At 60.2% G+C, this 23,457-nt stretch carries 18 protein-coding genes and 4 tRNA genes; 10 read left to right on the plus strand and 12 right to left on the minus strand.

Annotated features, from left to right (window positions below):
* Positions 1-88 precede the first annotated feature (88 nt).
* Together MHH62_RS06900 and MHH62_RS06905 are read right to left on the minus strand one after the other, a co-directional pair.
* Positions 89-1,663 (minus strand): alkaline phosphatase D family protein, encoded by a 1,575-nt coding sequence (locus MHH62_RS06900; RefSeq protein ID WP_020301087.1) that lies wholly within the window; start codon positions 1,661-1,663, stop codon positions 89-91.
* Positions 1,660-2,214 (minus strand): GNAT family protein, encoded by a 555-nt coding sequence (locus MHH62_RS06905; RefSeq protein ID WP_339232730.1) that lies wholly within the window; start codon positions 2,212-2,214, stop codon positions 1,660-1,662. The genes MHH62_RS06900 and MHH62_RS06905 overlap by 4 nt, the downstream gene beginning before the upstream one ends.
* 190 nt (positions 2,215-2,404) lie before the next feature.
* Here MHH62_RS06905 and MHH62_RS06910 point away from each other — a divergent pair, with 190 nt between their 5' ends.
* The 6 genes from MHH62_RS06910 (at position 2,405) to MHH62_RS06935 (ending at position 9,635) form a co-directional block, all read left to right on the plus strand.
* A complete protein-coding gene (locus MHH62_RS06910; protein ID WP_014717774.1) occupies positions 2,405-2,812 on the plus strand; it encodes a biopolymer transporter ExbD in 408 nt (135 codons plus the stop codon).
* A gap of 2 nt (positions 2,813-2,814) precedes the next feature.
* Positions 2,815-3,543 carry an energy transducer TonB gene (locus MHH62_RS06915; RefSeq protein WP_032901949.1) on the plus strand — a complete coding sequence of 243 codons (729 nt, stop codon included), beginning with the start codon at positions 2,815-2,817 and terminating at the stop codon, positions 3,541-3,543.
* A gap of 24 nt (positions 3,544-3,567) precedes the next feature.
* Positions 3,568-5,853 carry a TonB-dependent receptor gene (locus MHH62_RS06920; protein ID WP_014717772.1) on the plus strand — a complete coding sequence of 762 codons (2,286 nt, stop codon included), beginning with the start codon at positions 3,568-3,570 and terminating at the stop codon, positions 5,851-5,853.
* Positions 5,854-5,878: 25 nt separating this feature from the next.
* Entirely contained in the window at positions 5,879-6,526 is a 648-nt protein-coding gene (locus MHH62_RS06925) for a MotA/TolQ/ExbB proton channel family protein (protein ID WP_014717771.1), read from the plus strand.
* 56 nt (positions 6,527-6,582) lie between these two features.
* Positions 6,583-7,800: a phospholipase D-like domain-containing protein gene (locus tag MHH62_RS06930; RefSeq protein WP_014717770.1), complete on the plus strand. Its 1,218-nt coding sequence runs from the start codon at positions 6,583-6,585 to the stop codon at positions 7,798-7,800.
* A 95-nt stretch (positions 7,801-7,895) separates the two neighbouring features.
* Positions 7,896-9,635, plus strand: coding sequence for a dipeptidase (locus tag MHH62_RS06935; RefSeq protein ID WP_339232731.1), 1,740 nt, complete (start codon positions 7,896-7,898; stop codon positions 9,633-9,635).
* Between the two features lie 536 nt (positions 9,636-10,171).
* Here the strand turns inward: MHH62_RS06935 and MHH62_RS06940 are convergent.
* Complete coding sequence (locus tag MHH62_RS06940; protein ID WP_339232732.1) at positions 10,172-11,833, minus strand: M24 family metallopeptidase; 1,662 nt, start codon at positions 11,831-11,833, stop codon at positions 10,172-10,174.
* Positions 11,834-11,910: 77 nt separating this feature from the next.
* Here MHH62_RS06940 and MHH62_RS06945 point away from each other — a divergent pair, with 77 nt between their 5' ends.
* Positions 11,911-13,401 carry a PLP-dependent aminotransferase family protein gene (locus tag MHH62_RS06945; protein ID WP_014717767.1) on the plus strand — a complete coding sequence of 497 codons (1,491 nt, stop codon included), beginning with the start codon at positions 11,911-11,913 and terminating at the stop codon, positions 13,399-13,401.
* A gap of 5 nt (positions 13,402-13,406) precedes the next feature.
* Here MHH62_RS06945 and gltS read toward each other — a convergent pair whose 3' ends face one another.
* The 3 genes from gltS to MHH62_RS06960 all read right to left on the minus strand — a co-directional run bounded on the left by gltS (position 13,407) and on the right by MHH62_RS06960 (position 16,202).
* Positions 13,407-14,618, minus strand: coding sequence for a sodium/glutamate symporter (gltS, locus tag MHH62_RS06950; protein ID WP_014717766.1), 1,212 nt, complete (start codon positions 14,616-14,618; stop codon positions 13,407-13,409).
* 164 nt (positions 14,619-14,782) lie between these two features.
* The gene (locus tag MHH62_RS06955) at positions 14,783-15,070 is read right to left on the minus strand and encodes a hypothetical protein (RefSeq protein WP_014717765.1); all 288 of its coding nucleotides are present in this window, start codon (positions 15,068-15,070) and stop codon (positions 14,783-14,785) included.
* A gap of 28 nt (positions 15,071-15,098) precedes the next feature.
* Positions 15,099-16,202 carry a polyamine ABC transporter substrate-binding protein gene (locus MHH62_RS06960; protein ID WP_014717764.1) on the minus strand — a complete coding sequence of 368 codons (1,104 nt, stop codon included), beginning with the start codon at positions 16,200-16,202 and terminating at the stop codon, positions 15,099-15,101.
* A 137-nt stretch (positions 16,203-16,339) separates the two neighbouring features.
* On the opposite strand from MHH62_RS06960, the gene MHH62_RS06965 reads away from it, so the two are divergent.
* Positions 16,340-17,131, plus strand: coding sequence for a LuxR C-terminal-related transcriptional regulator (locus MHH62_RS06965; RefSeq protein ID WP_014717763.1), 792 nt, complete (start codon positions 16,340-16,342; stop codon positions 17,129-17,131).
* 79 nt (positions 17,132-17,210) lie between these two features.
* Here MHH62_RS06965 and MHH62_RS06970 read toward each other — a convergent pair.
* From MHH62_RS06970 to MHH62_RS06985, 4 genes are all read right to left on the minus strand, one after another.
* Positions 17,211-17,286, minus strand: a tRNA-Gly gene (locus MHH62_RS06970).
* A gap of 3 nt (positions 17,287-17,289) precedes the next feature.
* Positions 17,290-17,365, minus strand: a tRNA-Glu gene (locus MHH62_RS06975).
* Between the two features lie 105 nt (positions 17,366-17,470).
* Positions 17,471-17,546 (minus strand) — tRNA-Gly (locus tag MHH62_RS06980).
* Between the two features lie 3 nt (positions 17,547-17,549).
* A tRNA-Glu gene (locus tag MHH62_RS06985) sits at positions 17,550-17,625 on the minus strand.
* Between the two features lie 359 nt (positions 17,626-17,984).
* Here MHH62_RS06985 and MHH62_RS06990 point away from each other — a divergent pair.
* Both MHH62_RS06990 and MHH62_RS06995 read left to right on the plus strand, forming a co-directional pair.
* A complete protein-coding gene (locus MHH62_RS06990) occupies positions 17,985-18,755 on the plus strand; it encodes a hypothetical protein (protein WP_032872063.1) in 771 nt (256 codons plus the stop codon).
* Positions 18,756-19,064: 309 nt separating this feature from the next.
* Complete coding sequence (locus MHH62_RS06995) at positions 19,065-19,877, plus strand: alpha/beta fold hydrolase (RefSeq protein WP_020301711.1); 813 nt, start codon at positions 19,065-19,067, stop codon at positions 19,875-19,877.
* A 36-nt stretch (positions 19,878-19,913) separates the two neighbouring features.
* On the opposite strand, the gene MHH62_RS07000 is transcribed toward MHH62_RS06995, so the two are convergent.
* Positions 19,914-21,881, minus strand: a complete 1,968-nt coding sequence (locus MHH62_RS07000; protein ID WP_339232733.1) for a methyl-accepting chemotaxis protein — start codon at positions 21,879-21,881, stop codon at positions 19,914-19,916.
* Between the two features lie 113 nt (positions 21,882-21,994).
* Positions 21,995-23,407 carry a PLP-dependent aminotransferase family protein gene (locus MHH62_RS07005; protein ID WP_020301709.1) on the minus strand — a complete coding sequence of 471 codons (1,413 nt, stop codon included), beginning with the start codon at positions 23,405-23,407 and terminating at the stop codon, positions 21,995-21,997.
* Positions 23,408-23,457: the final 50 nt, after the last annotated feature.

Genomic DNA, 23,457 nt, shown 5'->3' on the forward strand with positions numbered 1-23,457 from the left:
AGCGTTAGTGCAGTAGCAGATGCAGTGACTGACACACCGCTATCGGGGGCAAGCCCCCTCCCACATTGGATCGCCCCAAAGAAACAGGCTACACGGCAATTGCCCCCGCCCTGCTCGGCTCAACCACGAACGACTTCAACGTCGACACCGTCGCCGCCGGGTCACGCGGATCACTGATCGCACGAAAATTCGTCAACATGCTATTGGCCGCCAACTCCACCGACACATACCCACGCTGGCGACTGTCGAAAAACTTCACATGGGGGTTGAGCGGCATGATCTTCATGAACGCGTCATAGGGCGGGCCGTCGGAGGTCACCGACGAGCCAACAAACTCGGTGGCGACCACCGCCGAGTCCGGCCTTTCTGCGTCGGCATGCAGGTCGGTGGCCCAGAACGAATGAATATCCCCTCCCCAGAACACCGGGTTCTTCACGCGATTGCGCACGATCGACGCCAGCATCCGTGAGCGGTTCGCCATGTAGCCATCCCAGCCATCGGTCCAGCGGCCAAGCTTATGGTTGGTGAGGTCACGCTGCATCAGCGGCGCCACCAGCAGGTCTTGTGCGATCACATTCCACTGCGCTCCAGACTGGGCAAAGCCCTGGTCCAGCCAGGCTTCCTGCTGCCAGCCGAGCAACGTGCGGCCAGGGTCACGCAGGTCGCTGCAAGGGGCGGTGACAATATGCCCCTGGTGGCTGCCATTGGCCGCGATGCACGGTTGCTCGGAACGGTACTGGCGACCGTCGAGCACATGGAAACGCGCAAGCCGGCCGTAATCCAGGCGCCGGTAAATGCGCATGTCCGGCCCCTTCGGCACGCTGCTGGCACGCAGGGGCATGTGTTCGTAAAACGCCTGATAAGCCGCCGCGCGTTGTTTGAGAAACTGCGCCACCGCCACTTTCGGGTCCTGGGACCAGCGGTTGGCGTAGTCATTCTGTACTTCGTGGTCGTCCCAGGTAACGATGCTAGGGGCTGCGGCGTGCAGGGCCTGCAGGTCTGGATCAGTCTTGTAGAGTGCGTAGCGGTTGCGGTAATCACTCAGGCTTTGCGCGTTGCCGCTGCCGTGAGAACGAAACACCTTGCCCGACTCCGCCGCATAGGAGCTGTCGTAGATGTAATCACCGAGGAAAAACACCAGGTCCGGGTGCTCGGCGGCAAGGTGTCGGTAGGCGCTGAAGTAACCGCGCTCCCAATGCGAGCAGGACACAAACCCCAGCCGGGCCGAGGCCATGGCCTGCAACGGCGGCATCGTGCGCGACTGGCCCACCGGGCTCTGCGCACCGAGCCCTTCAAACTGGTACCAATACGGCCGATCTGCCGCCAGCCCCGCCACCTCGACATGCACCGCATGAGCGAAACGCGGCGTCGCCAATACTTCGCCCTGCTTCACAATGCGCGTCATCGCCGCATCGCTGGCCACCCGCCAGCGCACCGGCACCGAGCGACTCAGGCCGCCACGGCCATCCGCGGCGTTGAACAACGGCGCCAGGCGCGTCCAGATCACAAAGCCATCTGGCAACGGGTCGCCGGAAGCCACGCCGAGGGTGAACGGATAATCCACCCCGGCACTGCGCGCAAACGGGCTGAGGATGGAAAAGGCGGTAGCGACCACCAACCCGCCGAGGACCCGGCGTCGGCCGTGGTCGACGTCGCCGCTCACAAGCAGCGCTCCCAGTCATCACGCACGGTGGCAAACCCGAGCAAGTCCTCATACACGCCGTTCTTCAGGAACGCCTGGTGCATGCAGCCTTCATAGCGCAGGCCGATCTTCTCCATGACCCGCGCCGATTCCTTGTTGCGCGCGAAACACTGGCTGCCCACGCGCTGCAACCCTAGCGCCTCGAAGCCGAAATCCATCACCGCGTTCGCCGCTTCTGCCGCATACCCCTGGTTACGGCAGTGCGCCGCCACCCAGCCACCCAAGTGCCCATAGTGATGGCGAGCATTGATGCGCAGGCTGACCATGCCGACCAATTCGTCGGTGCCGCGCACATGCATCCCCAGGTTCAGCAGTTCACCAGTGCGGTACTTGTCGGCGGCCCCGGCAATAAAATCCTGGGCGGTTTCCAGGGTGTAGGGCGATGGAATGTTCGCCGTGTTGTCGGCAATTTTCGGCCCGTTGGCAAGCGTGAAAAGCACCTGCGCCTGGTGCATATGCAGGGCGCGTAACAGCAGTCGCGGGGTCGTCAATTGAGGCAGTGCAGTGGGCATGGGAGCCGGCTCTCAAGATAAATTTCTCAAGCATGGAGGCCCCGAGTGTCAGTTTCATTACGCCCGAAAACTGACCGGTAAGTTTTCTGAAAGACGCGTCCTAGAGCCTCTAAACGGTCAATTAAAGTTAACCAATCGGTCATTTTTGGCTGTTAGCGTTTTGCCCCTAATTCAATGACGGGGTAACGGAATGAGAACCTGGGACGAACCCAAGAAACGCAAGGCGCACATCGAGCTGATCCCGATGATCGACGTGATGATGTTCCTGCTGGTGTTTTTCGTACTGGTGAGCCTGAACGTGATTCCCGCGCTCGGCATGAAGACCCAATTGCCCAGCGCCAGCAGTTCGCAGCAGCTCAAGCCGCAAAACAAATTCATCCTCACCCTGGGCCTGGAAGGCCAGTTGCAACTGGACGGCAAGGACCTGACGGTGGAGGCCCTGGTGCCGGCGCTGAAGGCGGCCGAGAAGCCCGATACCAAGTCGACGATCATCGTCAACAGCGATAAAGGCGTGGAGGTTTCGCGCCTGGTGGAAGTGATGGACACCCTGCGCCTGGGTGGCTTCACCTCCGTGTCCATTGCTACGCGTAAGTCCTGACCATGTACGCTCTGTTTCGCGTGCGTCAGCTGCTGGGCAGTGTGCCGGCCCTGATCGCCTTGGTGCTGATTGCACTGGGTATCCAGTCCCAGACATTGAAGGTCGAGCCGGTGTATGACGAGTCGGCGGTCGAATTGGCCTTGGTCGAGCCGGAACCGCAAGTCATACCGGAACCGGTGGTGGAGCAAGAACCGCCGCCGCCGATGATCGAAGAGGAAGAGGCCGAGCCGGCGCCCCCGCCGCCACCGCCCAAGCCGCTGCCCAAACCCAAACCTGAACCCAAGCCAAAACCTGTGCCCAAGCCTGCCCCCGTGGTCGCCAAGCCCGTGCCGACGCCGCCACCGGTGGCCGCCAAGCCAGCCCCGGCCGTCGTCACCCAAGCGGCACCGACGCCTGCCCCACCGGCGCCACCGAAGGTCGATGGCCAGGCCCTGGAAAGCGGTTACCTCAAAGGCTTGCGCAACGAACTGGACACCTACAAGCAGTACCCCACCGGGCGCCAGGCGTCCCTCGAACGCCCGAGCGGCGAGGTGGTGGTGTGGTTGCTGGTAGACCGTCAAGGCCGTGTCCTCGACTCGGGTTTACAAACCCAGGCCTCGAGCATGCTGCTCAACCGGGCCGCCACCAATAGCTTGCGTCGCATCAAGCAAGTCAAACCGTTCCCCGAGCAAGCCTTCGGGGGGCGCAATGAGCAGCGCTTCACCGCCACCTTCAACTACAGCGTGCAATAAGCACCCGACACCAGGACGACAGTGATGAAGTTCACCCGTATTCATCTGGCACTAGTGGCCGCGACCAGCATGACCCAGGGAATGGTCATGGCAGAGACCAGCGACAGTGACGTCGGCACCATTGGGGTACAAGGCAAGGCGACCGCAGGAGGCGGTTACATGGTGCCGGAGGAAAGCATCAAGGGCCGCTCCACGGTAACCAAGGAAGCACTGGATAAACAGGCGGCCACCGGCAATGCCATCGACAAGCTCAAGTACACCCCCGGCTTGAACATCTCCAGTGAAGACAACACTGGCCTGTCGGGCTTTCGATTCACCATGCGCGGCATGAACTCCGACCAGGTGGGCATGTCGGTGGACGGCATGCCGATCAATGATTCGGGCAACTACGCGCTGTATTCCAACCTGCTGGGCGATCCGGAAAACATCGACCAGATCTTCGTCACCCAGGGCGCTGCGGAATCCGACGGCCCGCACATTGGTTCCAGCGGCGGCAACATTGGCATCGTCACGATTCGCCCGACCAAGGAAACCGGTGCCTTCGTCAAACAGGTCGTCGGCAGCAACGCCACGCGCAAGACTTTTGCCCGCCTCAACACCGGCGAAATCAACGGCCTGAGCAACTGGCTGTCGGTGTCCCACACAGAAGGTGAAATGTGGCGCGGCTCGGGCGCGGTACGCGCGGACAAGGTGGAGTGGAACAGTTTTTTCGACGCCGGCAATGGCAACACCGCCAACCTGATCCTCAAGTACCACGAGCAGGACAACAACAGTTACAGCCAGTTGACCAAGGCGCAGTTCCAGCAATATGGCCGCAAGTACGACCCTTACCCTGCCACCCCGAGCGTGGGCAGCAACGGCAAATACAACAGCTATTACGCCCTGGCGCAGAACCCGTTCCAGACCTTCACCGCCGTGCTCAACACCCAGTTCAAACTGGCCGATAACCTCGCGCTGTCCGTGATCCCGTATTACTACTGGGGCAATGGCAGCGGCGTCGGTTCATCCAGCTATGCCCTCAACCGTGGCTCCAACCAGGGCGGTGTGTTCGACCTCGGCAACCTGCCCACGGCCGCCCAATACAACGCCGACGGCACACCCAACAGCGGCGTGTACTACCGCCCTTCACGCACGCAAACCTGGCGTCCGGGTATCACCACCAAGCTGACCTGGGACCTTGGCGACCACAGCCTGCAATTCGGCTACTGGTACGAGCGCGCACGCCAGAGTCAAACCCAGCCGTTCATTCCGCTCAAGAGCAACGGCAAGCCAGTGGACACCTGGCCGGACTCCAACAGCGCCATCGTCGATGCCAACGGCAACACCGTGCAGGGCCGCGACCGTTTCACCGTGACGCCAGCGCAAAAGGTCTGGGCCCAGGACACCTGGTACATCAACCCGGACTGGACCTTCATCGCAGGCCTGGCCTACATGAACGTCGAGCGTGAAGGCACCAACCACGGCAGCCTCAACGAACGCCCGGAAAAACGTAACCAGACCTACAACAAACTGCTGCCCAACGCCGGCCTGAAATACCAGCTGGACGAGCGTGACCAGTTGTTCTACAGCGTGTCGCGCAACATGCGCGTGCCGCAGAACTACGTGCTCTACGACAAAGGCGCCGGCTCGATCGACGCCGAGCCGGAAACCAGCTGGAACCATGAACTGGGCTGGCGCTACAGCGGCGACGACATGAGCCTGGCCGCCACCCTGTTCTACATGGACTTCAAGAACCGCCAGGTGTCGTCCCGGGACATCAACGGCGACTTTGCCGACATCAACGCCGGCTCCGTGGTCAACAAAGGCCTGGAGCTGGAGTGGAGCGGCCAGTTGCCCCACCACTTCAATTACTACACCTCCTACACCTACACCAAGGCCGAGCAGCAGGATGACCTGACCGTCTACAACGCCGGCAAACCCATCGTGCTGCCCACCAGCGGCAAGCAGTTCGCCAACGTGCCCAAGAACATGCTGGCGGCCAACATCGGTTATGACGACGGGCGCTTCTACGGCACCTTCGGCGGCAAGTACACCAGCAAGCTCTACGGCGACCTGACCAACGACGAGGCGATTTCCGGTCGCACCGTGTTCAACCTCGGCGCCGGTATTTACCTGCCGGTGGACAAGAAGGTGGTCAAGGACGCGACCCTGCGCCTGAACGTCGACAACCTGTTCGACAAGAAATACCTGGACGGCGTGTACACCACCAAGACCAACGCGGCCAGCTACAGCGGCTTCCGCGATGGCGACCCGGCGTACATCGTCGGCCTGGACCGTACCGTCACGGTTTCGCTGGAAGCGAATTTCTAAGACTCACCCCAAGAGGAACACCATCATGGATATGAACCTGCTGCACGACGTCACCTTCTATGTGATGTACGCGGCGATGGCCATTGCGATCTTCATCGCCATCGAACGCGGTATCTACTTCGCCTACGTACGCCGCCAGGCACGCGCATTGATCGACGCCCTGGGCGCCAATGTGCACAGCGAGCGTGACCTGCCGGAAAACCTGACCCGTCGCGACAGCCTGCCGCTGAACATGATCTTGCCGGTGCTGGCCCAGAAGGCAACCCACGGTTCGCGCAAAGACCTGGACGACGAAATCGATACCCAGTACCTGAAGACCCGCGCCCCACTGGCCCGCAGCCTGTGGATCATCGAGACCATCACCACCGCCGCCCCGCTGCTGGGCCTGCTGGGCACCATTCTCGGCATCATCGACACCTTCAAGGCACTGGCCACCGCGGGCGTGTCGGACCCAGGGCAGATTTCCGGGGGTATCGGGACGGCGTTGTTCGCCACGGGATTAGGTATCGCCATCGCACTGTTTTGCGTGGTGTTTCACAACTTCTTCCAAGACAGCCTGGAGCGCATCAACGACCAGTTGAAGATCCTGTTGATCCGCGCCGCCACCGGTGCCCGCGCACAGGATGAAGTGACCCATCGCGTGCCCACCCCGCTGCACAGCCGCACGGCTTGACCTACAGGGCGGGCGCCTTGGGCGCTCGCCTTTTCCTTTGGTGCGATGAGACGCTTATGTCCCTTTCGATGAAGTTGCGTATCGCCGGCCTCACCGGCTTGCTCCTCAGTCCGCTGGCCCAGGCGGACTTTTCCATTCCAGGCTTTGAACTGGTGCATACCGTACCCGTGGACACCGCCCTGGGCACCGACGATCTGCGCCAGCCCGGCCCGGTATGGATCGAGCTGTTCGACGGCGCCAAAAGCCGCATTGATATCGGCCAGTTCTACGCCGCGGACCACCCTGGTTCGGTGATGAACACGGTGCTTGAACACCTGGAAGCCGCCGGCAAACGCGGCGTGAAGATTCGTTTCCTGCTCGAAGAAAAAGGCATCAAGCTGTCGGATGCCGCCACCCTGGAACGCTTGCGCGCCATTCCCAACCTGACCTTGCGCGTGCTGCCCTACGGGCAACTGAGCGGCGGCATCATCCACGCCAAGTACCTGCTGGTGGATGGCAAGCAGGCGTTTGTCGGCAGTCAGAATTTCGACTGGCGCGCCCTGGAGCATATCCACGAAACCGGGCTGCGCATCACTGACGAAACGGTGGTGGGCCAGGTGCAGGCGATCTTCGAGCAAGACTGGCAAGCCCAGGCCGCGCTGGCGGGTAAACAACCGGTGCCGCTACCCGCCAGTGGCCCGGCACCCGCACGTACCGGCAACTACTTGGTGGCCAGCCCGCAACGCTACAACCCGCCCGGCGTGGGCGACTCACAGTTGGAACTGCCGCGCCTGCTGGGCGAAGCCAAAAAAGAAGTACGCGTGCAATTGCTCGACTACGCGCCGCTGTCCTACGGACCGGATCGAACCCGGCCGTACTACGCGGTGATCGACAACGCCGTGCGCGCTGCTGCTGCCCGTGGCGTGTTGATCAAGCTGATGGTATCCAACTGGAACACCGACCCGCTGGAACTGCCTTATCTCAAGAGCCTGGCGGTACTGCCCAATGTCGAGATCAAGATCGTCACCCTGCCCGAGGCCAAGCAAGGCTTCATCCCTTATGCGCGGGTGATCCACAGCAAAACCATGGAGATCGACGGCCAAGTGGCGTGGGTCGGCACCAGCAATTGGTTGGGCGGCTACCTGGATAATTCGCGCAATCTGGAAGTGGTGATGCGCAGTGAGGCGATGGCCAAGCGCGTAGGCCAATTGCATGAACAACTGTGGGATGGGCCTTACGCTAGAGCCTTGAGCGTGACGGAGGAGTATCCCGCGGCCCATCCTGGCCAGCATTGACCTTGGGCACCTGAGTAATGGTAGTGTGTGGAAATGTTTCTGACTCTTCCGTCAGAAACCTCCTACTCACTACCTGCAAAGGAATGCCTTTAACCATGCACTTTCCACTGAAAAAACTGGTGGCTGCCACCTTGTTCGCCGCGAGCCTGTCGGCAGTTGCCACTCCCGCATCCGCTAACATCACTGCAGACCAAAGCGCAGCCATCCTGAAGCATTTCAGCGAGAACTCGGCCACCGATTTTCGCAGTTTCCTCGGCACCCTGGCCAAGAGCGAACTGGGCAAATCGGCTGACACCGACCCTGCTATCAGCGCGTTTCTGGGCAACAAACCCCTGAGCGCCGAGCAGCAGAACGAGATCAATCGCCTGCTGGGCATTTATACCCGCGTGAAGTACGGCAAAGCCGCGCTCGAAACCCTGCGCGAACTCGTGGAAATCCCGACGTTCAACGTGGACGGCCTGCCACAGTATAAAAACCCGGAATTCCTCAAGATCGCGGCGAAGATCGAGGCCTTGGCCAAGTCCTTCAACCTGAACTTCCGTAACGTCGATAATCGCGTGTACGAAATTTCCCTGGAGGGCAGCGGTGATGACGTCGTGGGTGTGCATGCCCATGCCGATGTGGTGCCCGTGACGCCGGAAAACTGGGTGCTGCAAGACGGTACCAAACTCGACCCGTTCAAGGTCACGCTGATTGGCGACCGCATGTATGGCCGCGGTACCGAGGATGACAAGAACGGCATCGTGGTGACGATGTACGCCATGAAAGTCATCAAGGAAGAAAAACTGCCATTGGCGCGCACGTTCAAGCTGCTGGTGGACACCACTGAAGAAACCGCCGGTGATGCCATTCCTTACTACTTCGAACGCAATCCCGTGCCGCAATACAACCTGGCGCTGGATGGCGGTTACCCGGTGGTGATCGCCGAGAAAGGCTCGGGTACGGTCATGGCCACCTTCCCGGTGCGCAAGGGCGAAGGCAAAGGCGCGCAAATCATCGCGATGACCGGCGGCAAGGCGAACAACCAGATTCCATCGGCCTCGGTGGCCACGCTGGTCAGCGATACGCCAGCCGAATTGGCCGCCAGCTTGCAACAGGCCGGTGACGACTATGCCAAGCGCAATGGTGGCAATTTCCAGGTGACGGCCAAGGTCGATGGCAAGGACGTCAAACTCACGGTTACCGGCGTATCCGCTCACTCCTCCGAGCCTGAAACCGGGGTCAACCCGGTGGCGCGTATGCTGGACCTGATCCACAGCCTCGACGGCAAGGTTGCCCTCCAGCACAACCACATCACCGATGCCGCGCGGTATGCCGCCGACAACTGGGGCCTGGATTACCTGGGCGGCAAATTGGGTGTGGGCTACGCGGATGATTTCATGGGGCCGTTGACCACCTCGCTGACGTTTGTGGGGCAGGATGACAAAGCCTTCAAACTGGCCGTGAACCTGCGCGCACCGAAAGGTAAAACCCCGGAGGCGCTCAAGGCGCAAATCGAGCAGAAGCTGAACACCTGGGACAAGAACGCCAAGGTCAACGTGAGCTTCACTTACTCGCTGGACACGCCGATGTACCGCAACCCTGAAGGGGAATGGGTAAAAGCCTTGCTGGCAGTGGCCACTGAAAACCTGGGCATGGCGCACAAGTTCGGCACCTCGGCCGGCGCAACCTCGGTGCACGACCTGCCCAACGGCGTGCAATTCGGCCTGGCCCGCCCGGAAGAGAAGTACACCGGGCACACTGACAGTGAGTTCAAGACGGTTGAACAGTTCTTGCTGGACCTGCAGATCGTCACCGAAATGATGGGCCGCGTCGGGCAATTGCCGAAGCTCTGACCCAGTTGAAGCCCCAGCGAGGCTGCGATGGCGGCGGCACAGGCACCCTCTTCAGCGCCTGAACCACCGCTTTCGCAGCCTCGCTAAAGCTCGGGAGATCGGCGTATGTGGAATCACGCTTTGCAGGGCCATCGAGCCAAACACAACTCCCGACAACAACACCGCCCCAATGTGGGAGCTGTCGAGCCCCGGCGAGGCTGCGATGGCGCCGGCACAGTCAACCTCTTCATCGCCTGAACCACCGCTATCGCAGCCTCGCTAAAGCTCGACAGCTCCCACAGGGGATCGGCTGTGTATGTGGAATCCCGCCTTGCAGGGCCATCGAGCCAAGCACAACTCCCGACAACAACACCGCCCCAATGTGGGAGCTGTCGAGCCCCGGCGAGGCTGCGATGGCGGCGGCACAGGCACCCTCTTCAGCGCCTGAACCACCGCTTTCGCAGCCTCGCTAAAGCTCGACAGCTCCCACAGGAGATCGGCGGTGTGGGTGAGATCTCGCTTTGCAGGGCTATCGCGCCAAGCACAACTTGGCAACATCAGCCTTGCAACATCAGCATGTCTTCAAAGAAACCACCGACCGACTCAGTGGGATGGCACAGCTGTATTTCCAGCACCCAGGCCATTTCACTCGGTGGGATCTCCAGGTCAGCCAACACTTTGCTCTCGAACAACGCATGGGGGAAATCTGCAAGGCGGTGCCCTGCCAGGTTGCGTGCCAATCTCCAGCCTTTGGACAGGGCGCTCTGCTCGGCGAAGTCGTAGAGTTCACGCCCAGTCAGGCCACGCAGCCACGCCTGGCGTGTTTCATCAAACACTTCGTGCACGGCCGTTTTGCAGGACTGGTGCAACGGCGCATCGCCGAACACAAACGTATCGCCATAGTCCCCTTCGTAGCCATCCCACACCGGGCCAAGATCGACCACGGCAATGTCATTAGCGCGCAGCCTGCGCTGACGATCAACACCCTCGCGCGGTGGGCGCACAGTGTCGGCGCCAAAACGAATGTAGGTCGGATGCCAGGTGTGCGAAGCGCCCATGGCCTGCAGTTGCCTTGCGGCCATCTCAAGGGCCTCGCCGGTGGTCATGCCGATCTTCAACTGGCTGGCAATGGCCCCCAGGGCACGCATGGATTTTTCCCGCGCAGCCAACATGCCGTCCAAGGAATAACGCGGGCCGACTTTCTCCCAGACCGGGTCGAACGACAGGGAAACCGTTTCCGCACTTGACCGACCACTGGCAACAAACGCCTCCGCGATAAACCGGTGGCTAGCCAACCCCGCTTCAAGGCAATGGGTGCGCACCTGGCTGAGCATTGCACCATTACCGCACGCATACACCTGGGCCTGCTCCCAGTGATGCCCGTGACCCGATGCAACCTCCTGCACCCTGCCCTCTGATGACCGCACGGGATGCCAGCGAAAACGGGGATGCTCAAGCATCGCGTGGTCGAGGAAGGCGCTGTCATAAAAGTCCGCCGATTGCGCGCCACCCCAATACAACGTCACTTCGACATCGCGCTTGAGCGCGGTCAGCAGGATAGGCTTGATGCCCGCGTAACCCGTGCCCGTGGCAAATAGGACCACGGGCGCCGCCTCATCGTCCTGCCAGGTACAGGCACCAAACGGCCCTTCCACGTGAAGACGCTCACCCGCGCCGAGATCACCCAGGATACCCTCGGAAAAGTACCCGCCACTCACCCTTCGAATCTGGAAGATCAACCGCCCTTCATCATCGGCGGGCAGGTTGGCAACCGAAAAGCAGCGCGTGTCACCGTCCGCCAGGCGGAACTTGAGGTATTGACCAGGCCGCACCGCCACTGGGCTTTCGGGTATCAATACCAACTCGATCACATCGGGGCCCAGCGCACGCTTGCTATGCACTTGCGCCGCCACTACCAGCGCGGGCGTATCCAGCGACCAGCCGGGAATACGCAGGCGCATGTCGCCGCAGGCGTGGCTCTGGCATAACAACATTTCATTGGCTGCCAGAGGATAAGAAGGCGCCGGCGCACCCGGCGCAAGGCGCTTGGCCCGGTACGCACCTTCGGCGACCACCACCTTGCACGAACCGCAGGCGCCACGGCGGCAGGAGAACGGCACGGCCAAGCCGCTGGCGAGCATGGCGTCGAGCAAGAGTTCATCGCCCGCTTCAAAGGTTTTCCCCGAGGGCGACAGTTCGATGACATGACGTTTATTCATAAAGACCTCGGGATAAGTAAGGCTTGATTGTTGCGCTAGACTAGGCCCATTAAAACCTCCAGATTTGGATATTTCAGATGGTCCAGATGCGTAAATGGCGTCCACTGCTCCGGCTTGAAGAAGGTGCAAGCCAGGCGACTTACCGCAAGATCGCCGAAGGCTTGGTCAATGCCATCCTCGAAGGCCGCCTGCCGCCCGGGACGTTACTGCCGGGCACGCGGGAAATGGCACACTTGCTCGACGTCAACCGCAAGACGGTGATCCTGGCCTACGAAGAAGCCATGACCAAGGGCTGGCTGATCAGCGAGCCGCGCCGTGGCACCTTCGTCAATGCGCAGTTGACACCCACGCAACTGCCCAGCGTTACACAACCGTCTTTCGCACCGCAGTTACTGGACCAACCAGCGGTACCCTATTTCACCCATAACGCCCAAGTGGTCGCGCTTGAGCATCGACACGGCGCGCTGTTTTTCGACAACGGCACCAGCGACCACCGCCTGCTGCCCCAGGCCGTTTTGCACCGTTACTATCGCCATGCATTGCGCAACAGTTTCGCCTCCAATACCGTGCGTTACGGGAGTGAGGGCACCGGCTATCATTTGCGCTGTGCCCTGGCCGAGATGCTGCGTAACAACCGTGGGCTGACGGTCACTGCCGAAAATATCTGCCTGACCCAGGGCACCCAGATGTCCCTGTACCTGAGCGCCAGCCTGCTGCTCAAGCCCGGCGACGTGGTACTGGTGGAACGCTTGAGCTACCCACCGGCCTGGGAAATTTTCCGTCAGCTCGGGGCTCAGTTGGTCACGGTCGACATCGACGATGAAGGTTGCCGCACCGACCAGGTCGAGCGCTTATGCCGTGAGCACAAGGTGCGCATGATTTACCTCACGCCCCATCACCAGTTCCCCACCACCGTGAGCCTGCATGCCGCCCGCCGGCAACACTTGCTGGCGTTGGCCGCGCTGCATGACTTGTGCATTATCGAAGAGGACTACGACCACGAATATCATTTCAGTGGCCGCCCTTACCTACCGCTGGCCAGTGACCGCGCCCAACGCCATGTGCTGTATATCGGCTCGTTGTCCAAAGTGCTGGGCTCGACGTTCCGCTGCAGCTATATCGTCGCGCCCACCTCTGTGATTGAAGCCCTGCAGCGCAATGCCGCGCTGATGTTGGGCGATGCCGACGCGGTCGCTCAAGCCATGCTGGCAGACCTGATCAATGACGGGGAGTTGAAGAAGCATGTGCGCCGCGTGTCGAAAGAATATCGGGCGCGCCGATCCGTGCTGCAGGACTGCCTGGACCAGGCGTTTGGCGCTCGCATACAGGTGCGCGAACCCGAGGGGGGCTTGGCGCTATGGGTACGTTTCGAGGAAGAAATAGACGTCGATAAGTTGGCAAGCGCCGCATTGGACCACGGCGTCGTGGTGCGCAGCGGTCGTCAGTTTTCACCCAACGACCAGCCGGTAAACGCGCTGCGCCTGGGCTTTGCCTCCCTCGACCGGGATGAAATCCAGCAAGCCACGCGGCGCCTGGCCCAGGCGATGAACGCCGTAGGCAGGCGTTGAAAAACTTACCCAGCGGCCCCCAGGAACGGCAGCGCCAGATACAATTTGATCACCACCGCATTGGCGATATCGATGAAGAACGCGCCCACCATCGGCACCACCAGAAACGCGATCTGCGAGGGCCCGAAGCGCTGCGTTACCGCCTGCATATTGGCAATCGCCGTGGGCGTTGCGCCAAGCCCGAAGCCGCAATGGCCTGCCGCCAGCACCGCCGCATCGTAGTTGCGGCCCATCACCCGGAACGTCACGAAAATCGCGAACAGCGCCATCAGCAATGCCTGTGCGGCCAGCAGAATGACAATCGGCAAAGCCAGTGCCGCCAAGTCCCAGAGCTTGAGTGACATCAGCGCCATCGCCAGGAACAACGACAAACTGACATTGCCCAGCACCGAGACTTCGCGCTCGAACACCTGATGCCAGCCGAGCATCGACAGCCCATTGCGCAGCACCACACCGACGAACAATACGCACACGAACGTCGGCAATTCGAACGCGGTGCCTTGGATGGCGGCATTCAACAAGTTGCCGCCCTGCAGACTGATCGCCACCAGCGCCAGGGTCTCGATAAACGAAAACGCGGTGATCAGGCGCTCTTCATTCGGTTGTTCGAACCCCTTGGCCAGGCTCGACTGCGGTTGCCCAATACCTGGCACCTCGACCCGCTTGATCAGAAAACGCGCCACGGGCCCGCCGATCAGGCCACCGAGCACCAGGCCAAAGGTCGCCGAGGCAATCGCCAGTTCAGACGCAGACGCCACGCCATACTGCTCACTGAACACCGCGCCCCAGGCCGCACCGGTGCCATGCCCACCGGACAGAGTCACCGAACCCGCAAGCAGGCCCATCAATGGGTCAAGCCCGAGCGCCGAGGCCAGCGCGATACCCATGGCGTTTTGCACCACCAGCAAGCCCGTTACCACCAGCAGAAACACCGCCAGGATCCGCCCGCCTTTCTTCAGGCTGGCAAAATCGGCGTTCAAACCGATGGTGGCAAAGAACGCCAGCATCAAGGGGGTTTGCAATGAAGGATCGAAGCGTACTTCGATATCGGCAAACCCGCGCAACGCCAGGAGCAGCATGGCGACCAACAGGCCACCGGCTACGGGTTCCGGAATGTTGTAGGTACGTAAGAAGCCGATGCGAGCCACAAGCCCGCGCCCCAGCAATAGCACCAGTGAAGCGGCAACGAGGGTTGAATAGAAATCGAGTTGAAGCATCCGGTCAGTTCTCTGAAGTGGACAAGGAGAATGGGTGGCCAGAGTAGAGAGCACAGGGCGAAAAGGCATCCACCCTACAAAAAACACAGACTTTCCCTACAAGCTTCACAATAATAACCTACAACCGCCTGCACCTCGCCCATCCAGAGATACGCACAGTAGACTTATCGACGACGCCTTCGCAGCAGAGGCCAGTTTGAGGCGATCTCACCCGGCTCAGCGTCACGCCCTGCGACTCGCACCAGATCTGGAAACTCAAGCAACAGGGCACGATTACCCCGGCCAATGTGCTCCATCACCGCCAGGGTAATATTTTCCCGCACCATGCCCGTCGAAACGTAGTACATGGCCCAGGCCTGTTCTGGCGTACACAGGCCGATCTGCTCTTCAATCTCTTTGTAGGCCTTGTAGTCGTCCGACTCTAAATAGCGCTGATCACCACCCTGGCGCATGCTGTCTCCCTCCCCGACCTCGTCCCCGTCACGTACCGCTTTTGACCTTGGTCCAGACCCGTGTGCGAATGCGCTCCGCCTTCAGCGGCAAGGGCTCAAGCGGAACCAGTGTGGCCATGGTCTTTTTATCGGGATAGATCCAAGGGTTATCCCGCAACTTTTGTTCGACGAACTCAGTGGCGTCTTTATTGGCGTTGGGATAGAGCATGTAGTTGGATGTCTTGGCTATCACCTGTGGCCGCAGCATGTAGTTGATGAACGCCAGAGCGGCCTTTGGGTGGCGAGCGTCCTTGAGCAACACCCAGTTTTCAGACCAGACCAAGGCGCCTTCGCGCGGCAGGCTGTAGGCAATCTTGCGGCCACTGTTGGACTTTTCATTAATCGCCTGCGCCGCCAGGGCACCATTGGCCCAGCCGACGACTGCACAGATATTGCCGTCCGCCAGGTCGGTGTCGATTCTGGACGAATCGAAATAGAGCACATAGGGGCGGATTTTCAACAGCAGCGCCTGGGCCTTCTGGTAATCCTCGGGATCAGTGCTGTTGCTGGGCAGCCCCAGGTAGTGCAAGGCAATGGAAATGATCTCGCTGGGGGAGTCGAGCATGGCCACGCCACAAGACTTGAGCTTGCTGATGTTTTCTTCTTTGAAGATCAGGTCCCAGCTGTCCACCGGGGCGTCATCGCCCAGCGCCGCCTTGACTTTATCCACGTCGTAGCCAATGCCGGTGGTGCCCCAGACATAGGGCACGGCGTAGCGGTTACCGGGGTCATTGACCGCCAGCAGGGAGAGGATGTCAGGGTCGATGTGCGAAAGGTTACTTAACTGCGCGCGGTCCAGCGGCTGCAGCACCCCGGCCTTGATCAAGCCCGGCAATACATTGGAGGTGGCCACCACCAGGTCATAGCCGGTGCGCCCAGCCATGACCTTGCTCTGCATGATTTCGGCGCTGTCGAAAGCATCCATATGCAGCTTGATGCCGGTCTCCTGCTGGAATTGCTTGGGCGTCTGCGGTTCAAGAAACCCGAACCAGTTATACAGATACACCGAAGATTCAGCGGCGGCTGCGGGCGTGCTGATTGCAGCGCCCATAAGCGAAGCTAAAAAAATAGCTCGCAAGTGTGCTCGACTCATATGACTATCCCTGTCCACACGACGCGCCCTCATGGCTATCGTAAGCTCGGGGTGAATATACCGAGCCTCGACGAATAGTAAATACCTACAAGTACTTAGCTCTGGCCTGCAAAGCCCTAACCCTAAAGGGGTAGAACATGTCGCTTGACCTTCATAGCCTGGCTTGGCACCGATCGGTTGGAAAACTGATCATGCAGCTCAATCGCCCTGAGTTCTGGAGTTCGTTGATTCGCGTATTGAATGAGTATGTGCAGATAGACAATTGGGTGGTGCTGGTTTTTGGCGACCACGCAGTGCGTGTGATCAGCCTGCCCGAAGTAGCAGACAGCGAAGAAATCGACGCCTTTATTCACCGCTATGTGAAAGGCCTGTATCTGCTGGACCCGTTTTATATCGCTGATCGAGAAAACCCACAGAGCGGGTTCTTCCATCTGCTCGACATTGCGCCGGAACACTTCCGGGAAACCGAGTACTACCAGCAATATTTCGCGCAATACATCTCGGTCGATGAGGCGCAATACAATGTAAGGCTCGATGCCGGTACAACGCTGTGCATGTCGTTTGGCAGCAACCTGCGATTCACCCAGGCGCAGATAACGGTATTGGACATGATCAAGCCGTGGGTAACGGCAATGATGCATCAACGCATGGGCTTTGAAACTGACCCGGCAAAAAATCTTGCCGAGCCGGCCCCATGGGCTGAGGCACTTACTCAGTTGGAAGCACAAGTAACGGCACGTGAAAAGGACGTACTCAAGTTACTGCTCAGTGGGTTCTCCAACAAAGAGATCGCCGGCAAGCTGTCGCTGTCGACGGAAACCATCAAGGTTCACCGCCGCAACATCTACAGCAAGCTGAATATCAAATCGCAGTCCGAACTGTTTGCGCGGTTTTTTATGCCACGGCAGGAGATTCCTTCGACGCTTTGAACGGGGGCGGTGCGCTGGCGAAGTAAATTGCGCACAAACAAAAACGCCGATCATCACTGATCGGCGTTTTCGTTAAATATGGAGCGGGAAACGAGACTCGAACTCGCGACCCCGACCTTGGCAAGGTCGTGCTCTACCAACTGAGCTATTCCCGCAAATGGCGTCCCCTAGGGGACTCGAACCCCTGTTACCGCCGTGAAAGGGCGGTGTCCTAGGCCACTAGACGAAGGGGACACGCTACTGAAACACATGGTGTGTGTTCCAGTGCCCAGAGGCCTTGTCCGAAGACTTGGTCCTGGTTTCACTCAATGCCGCCCGAAGGCCACACTGCTTGTAAATTGGAGCGGGAAACGAGACTCGAACTCGCGACCCCGACCTTGGCAAGGTCGTGCTCTACCAACTGAGCTATTCCCGCATATGGCGTCCCCTAGGGGACTCGAACCCCTGTTACCGCCGTGAAAGGGCGGTGTCCTAGGCCACTAGACGAAGGGGACACACGTACAACATTCACTCCCTACCGCGTTTCGCTGTGTGCTTTACGCTGTAAGTGGCGCGCATTCTATGGATGGATTGAAAGGTCGTCAACCCCCAAGGATAAATTTATTTAAATCAATGACTTCGCCATGGTTTCACGGCCTTCGCGGGCATTGGCACCGTCCGAGCCTTGACGCCTATATTCTGGCGGTCGACAAGACGCTATAGTTCACCCAGGCAAATGATGGCAATGTGCATCCATTCAGGGAACGCCTACTTATATAGAAGAAATCACCTGGGCAACTGGTCGATCGGTCCTATCCGCCGGATGACCCAGTCACTACACTCCACAGCAAACCCTATTAAAGAGGTCACACCAGTGACACCACTCATGATCACCCTGCTGGTAATAGCCGGGATCGTAATACTGATCGCCATTGGCTACATGAACCACGTGGTGGAAAACAACAAGCTGGAAAAGAAGCGTACCGAGATCGAGCTTAACGATCGGCTGCGTCGCTGCGGTGAAATTACCGAGACCTTCCCCGGCCAACTGATGACCCCAGCGCTCAAGCTATTGCTGGCTCGCCTGGAACTGAACGTCAACCAGCGCCTGTTGAATCTCAACAAGTCCAGCACACCGCTCAAGGCGCGTATCACCGAACTGAATGCGCTGATCGCCCAAGGCGAATCGATTCCGGTGGCCAACCCACCGGCACCGATCCAGACCGAGGCCAAGGCCAAGGACGTGCGCTTCCTGCTCGAAGCCCTGCACGGCCAAGTCACCCGCGCCGCGCAGGATGGCTTCCTGCCGACCAACGAAGCCAAGCACTGGATCAAGGAAATCCGTCATATCCTGGTGCTGCTGCACATCGAGTTTTTCAACAACCTCGGCCAGCACGCCCTGCTGCAAGGCCAACCCGGCCAGGCACGCCTGGCGTTCGAACGCGGCGTGCAGTACCTGCGCAAACAGCCGGAGCCGGTGCTCTACAGCGCCCAGTTGCAACTGCTGGAGTCCCAACTGGCGCGCGCCAACTCCACAGTGCTGACCAACAGCCAGCCTGCCGAGGACGAAGTCAACGAGTTGACCGAGGGCTTGAAAGTTGTTGACGCTGACGCCGAGTGGAAGAAGAAAGCTATTTACGATTGATGGCAACGCGAGCGCAATGCTCAAAGCAACGAAGGTCAAAGGTGGGGCTTGCCGGCGACGACGTCGGCTCAGCAAGGATTGATGTTGACTGACCCGCCGCTTTCGCGAGCAAGCCCGCACACAGTTCGATGGTGGGGTGTCAGGTAGATCAGCATCGGCTGGCAGGCCTTTATCGCAGGCAAGCCAGCTCCCACAATGGGGCCGCTAAGGAAAATCCGATTCTGCCACATGCCATTAATATGACCCTATCCCCCCGCCCCCGACTAGCGTAAAAAAGTGCCCCTCACTCCGTGAAACTAGAGGCCTGTTATGCCTGTCGCCGTGATTGATGGACAACCGCTGCACTATATCGACCAGGGCGCCGGCCCCGTCGTGCTATTGGGTTCGAGTTACCTGTGGGCCAGCGACATGTGGGCGCCGCAGATTGAAGCGCTGTCGCAGCAATACCGCGTGATCGTCCCCGAGTTGTGGGGCCACGGTGAGTCCGGGCCGTTGCCAGCACCCACCCATTCCCTGGATGACCTCGCCCGCCAGGCCCTGGCGCTGCTGGATCACCTGAGCATCGAACAAGCCAACCTGGTGGGCCTCTCGGTCGGCGGCATGTGGGGCGCACGCCTGGCGCTGCTGGCTCCCGAGCGCATCAACAGCGTGGTGCTGATGGACACCTACCTAGGGGCTGAACCCGAAGCAACGCGCCAGTACTATTTCTCGCTGTTCAAGATGATTGAAGACGCCGGGGCGATCCCCGAACCGTTGCTGGATGTGATCGCACCGATCTTCTTCCGCCCGAACATCGACCGCGAATCCGCGCTGTACCAGGACTTTCGCCAGTCACTGCAAGGCTTCCCCAAAGAACGCTTGCTGGACAGTATCGTGCCACTGGGCCGCCTGATCTTCAGCCGCAAAGACATCTTGGAGCAATTACCTGGCTTGGACGCCGACACCACCTTGGTGATGTGCGGCGAACAGGACAAACCCCGACCACCTGCAGAATCCGAGGAAATGGCCGACCTGATTGGTTGCGACCTGATCCTGATCCCCGAGGCTGGGCATATCTCAAGCCGCGAGAACCCCGACTTCGTCAACGAGGCGCTGCTGTCCTTCCTCGCCAACCACGCCTGATCGCCCTGCCCTCAGATCGCAGCGTCTACGCTGCGATCAAAGGCGGAAATGCCCCACCATCCCCTTGAGTTGCGCGCCCAACTGCGCCAACTGGATGCTCGAGGCGGCATTGCCTTGCATGCTCAACGCAGAATGATCGGCACTCGCCCGAATACTGGTGACGCTGCGGTTGATCTCTTCGGCCACCGAGCTTTGCTCCTCGGCGGCGGCGGCGATCTGTTGGTTCATCTGCTGGATCAATGAAACAGCCGCCGCAATGCTGCCCAAGGCCCCTTCGGTCTCCAGTGCATCACTGACCGCCAGTTTCACCAGCTCGCCACTCTGCTGGATCTGCTGCACCGAGGACTGCGCCGCACTGCGCAGCGTGCTGACCAGCCGTTCGATTTCCTCGGTCGATTGTTGGGTGCGCTTGGCCAGTGCCCGCACTTCATCGGCCACCACCGCAAAGCCACGCCCCTGCTCACCGGCACGCGCCGCCTCAATCGCAGCGTTCAAAGCCAGCAAGTTGGTCTGTTCGGCCACGCTCTGGATCACGCTCAAGACGGTACCTATATTCTGGATTTGCGCGCTGAGGCTTTCGATGCTGGCGCTGGCACTGTTGCTCGACGTCGCCAGCAATTCGATACGCTGAAGGCTCATGCGTACCACCTGTTGGCCGCTATCGACTTTGGCATCCGCGGTCTGCGCGGCTTGGGCCGCCTGCTCGGCATTGCGTGCCACATCGTGCACCGTGGCGGTCATCTGGTTCATCGCCGTGGCGACTTGCTCGGTTTCGTCCTTCTGGTTGCTGACTTCGGCAGTGGTTTGCTCGGTGACGCTGGACAATGAATGCGCGGAGCTGGCGAGCTGTTCGATCCCCGCCTGCAACCCGCTGACCATCTGGCTCAAGCTATTGCCCATCTGCTGCATCGCCTGCATCAACTGGCCGATTTCATCACGACGGCTGATCTCCATGCGCCCACTCAGGTCACCCGAGGCGATCTGCTGGGCCACGGCGATCACCGCGCGCAACGGCGCAACAATCAAGCGAGTGATCACCCATGCAGCGATCAAGCCCACCAGCAGCGCCAGGGCGGATGAGCCGATGATCAGCAACGTGCTGTGCTGCAACTGTGTTTGCATGGACTGGTCTTCGGCGGCATACGCCTGGTTGACCCGGCTGACCACTTGCTCGGCGCGGTCATGCAATTGCGTGTAGACCACTTTTTCCTGGGCCAGCAGCCCGGTGTATTCGCCGAGCTTTTCACTGAACGACGCGATATGCCCGGCGACTTCGTTGAGCACGGTCTGGTAGCCGGGGTCCTTGACCGTGGTTTTGAGTGTCTCGACTTCAGCCAGGGCCTGGTCGGCTTGCTCGATCTTGCCCTGCGCGGCGTCGTCTGCGTCCGCCCTGCGGCTCTGATCCAGGCGCACCCGCGCTTCGTTCATGGCCTGCAACATCAGCCGCGACACCTGGCTGACCTGCCCTGCCTGCTCGATAAACGCCGCGCCCTCCTTGCCTTGGCTTTCCTTGAGGCCATAGGCGCCGTCGTCCGCCAGCCCGGCTTGCAGCACATCCAGGTTATTGGCCACGCTGGACACCGACCAACTGGCCATTTCCAGGGCGAGGTCTTTGGTCTGGGTCAACTCGACGAACTCATCGAATGCCTGGCGATAGGCGACCAAAGCTTGCTCAACATCACCCATCACTCGCTCGTTGCTGGCGGAGCGCGCCTTGAGACGCGTGGCCTGGGCCATCAGCGCATCGACACTGGCATGCAGGGCCTCAACGGCATTGGGGTCGGCGTGCAACGCATAGTCTTGCTCGATCAAGCGCACCTTGAGCAGGTCGCTGTTGAGCGTCGACATCGACGTAAGGCCTTCGAAGCGCTGGCCGATGGTCTGCAGGGACCACACACCGATGGCCGCTACCAGGGCCGTCAACAGCAGTACCAGGGTAAAACCCAAGCCGAGTTTTTTTGCCATACCGAGGTTGGCGAAACGTCGTTGCACGCCCGAAATCATTGCACTTGATCCTCTTGCGATGGCAAATGCCATAAGCCAGGTTTACAAGCAGCGAGATTCGCAACCCCGAGGCACTGAGCACAAGCCGCTGGCGCCGGAATAATGGCAAAAAGCTACATGTGCGTCGTTTTCAGAATGGTCGAGGTCGATCTCGCTGCACCCATAGCGCGGAACAGCGTCAATGCGCGTTGATCAGCGGCGTAGGCCACATTGATGCGCAGCCATTCGCTGCGCTCACCCGTGGGGCTGAACAACGCACCCGGCGACAGCAACACACCCAGCCGCTGGGCGCAGGCTTGCAATCGCAAGGGGTCGGCCAAGCCTGGTCGTGCCCACAGGAACATCCCGCCCGCGGGTGCGGCAAATACCTGCCACTCTTCATCCTCCAGCACCTGCAGAGTGGCAGCCATCTGCGCAGTCAGGCGCTTGCGCAGGCGCTGCATCCACTTACGGTAAGTGCCGTTACTCAGCAACGTCGCCACCATGGCTTCGGCAAACCGTGAGGTGCCGATGCCTGTCAGGGTCTTGAGCTGGACCAATTGCGTGATGATCGCGGCATTGGCGCACAGGTAACCCACGCGCAGGGCACTGCTCAGTGTCTTGGAAAAGCTCGACACATAGATCACCCGCTCATCATGGGCAAGCGCCGACAAGCGTGTGCAACTGGCATGTTGCAGGTCGCCGTAAACGTCCTCTTCGATAATCAGGAAGTCGCGCTCGCGTGCCAACTCCAACAAGCGCTCCGCCACCGGACGACTCAAACTGGTCCCCGTGGGGTTGTGATACAGGCTGTTGATGAACAGGCACTTGGGCCGGTGGATGTGCAGCAGCGCTTCCAATGCCGGAATATCCGGGCCACCACGGGTGCGCGGCACTTGCAGCAGCGTAACGCCCTGAAAGGCCAGTTGGCGATAGAGATTGCCATACCCGGGTGTCTCGACCACCACCTTATCACCTGGCTTGAGCAGCGTGCGTATCAGCAGGTCCTGGGCATGGCTGGCGCCGTGGGTGGTGAGAATACGGTCCAGGCTGGTGGGCACGTGTATCTGGGTCAGGCGTTTGAGCAGTTGTTCGCGCAACGCCGGCAACCCCAAGGGTGTGCTGTAGTTGAACAGGCCGCCAGTGTCGGTACGGCTCAGTTCGCGGATCGCGTAGTTGATGTCATCGCTTTCGCGCCAGGTGTCGGGTAGCCAGCCGCAGCCCAGCTTCAGCTGGCCCAGTGGGCCATCGGTAAATGCCCCCCAGCCCTGTTCCGCACCCTCATACCAATGGTTTTCGTGGACCGTCGTGGGTGACGCCACCACAAACCCCGAGCCATGTCGGGGGGCCAGCAGCCCCTGGGCCACCAATCGTTCGAATGCCTCGATCACACTGGCCTGGCTCAGCAGGTTATCGAGGGCCAATTGGCGAATGGACGGCAAGCGTGTGCCAGGGCTCACCCCCTCCTTGCGAATCCATTCTGCCACCGCGCTGACGATCTGCTGAACAACCGGTACCAGGGCTTGTCGATCGATCCCTAAATCCATGAGCCACTCACTTCAACTGTCTGTTAACCCAAAACAGTTAAGCACAGAAG

The organism is Pseudomonas sp. FSL L8-0168, assembly GCF_037976155.1.
Classification (GTDB): Bacteria; Pseudomonadota; Gammaproteobacteria; order Pseudomonadales; family Pseudomonadaceae; genus Aquipseudomonas; species Aquipseudomonas paracarnis.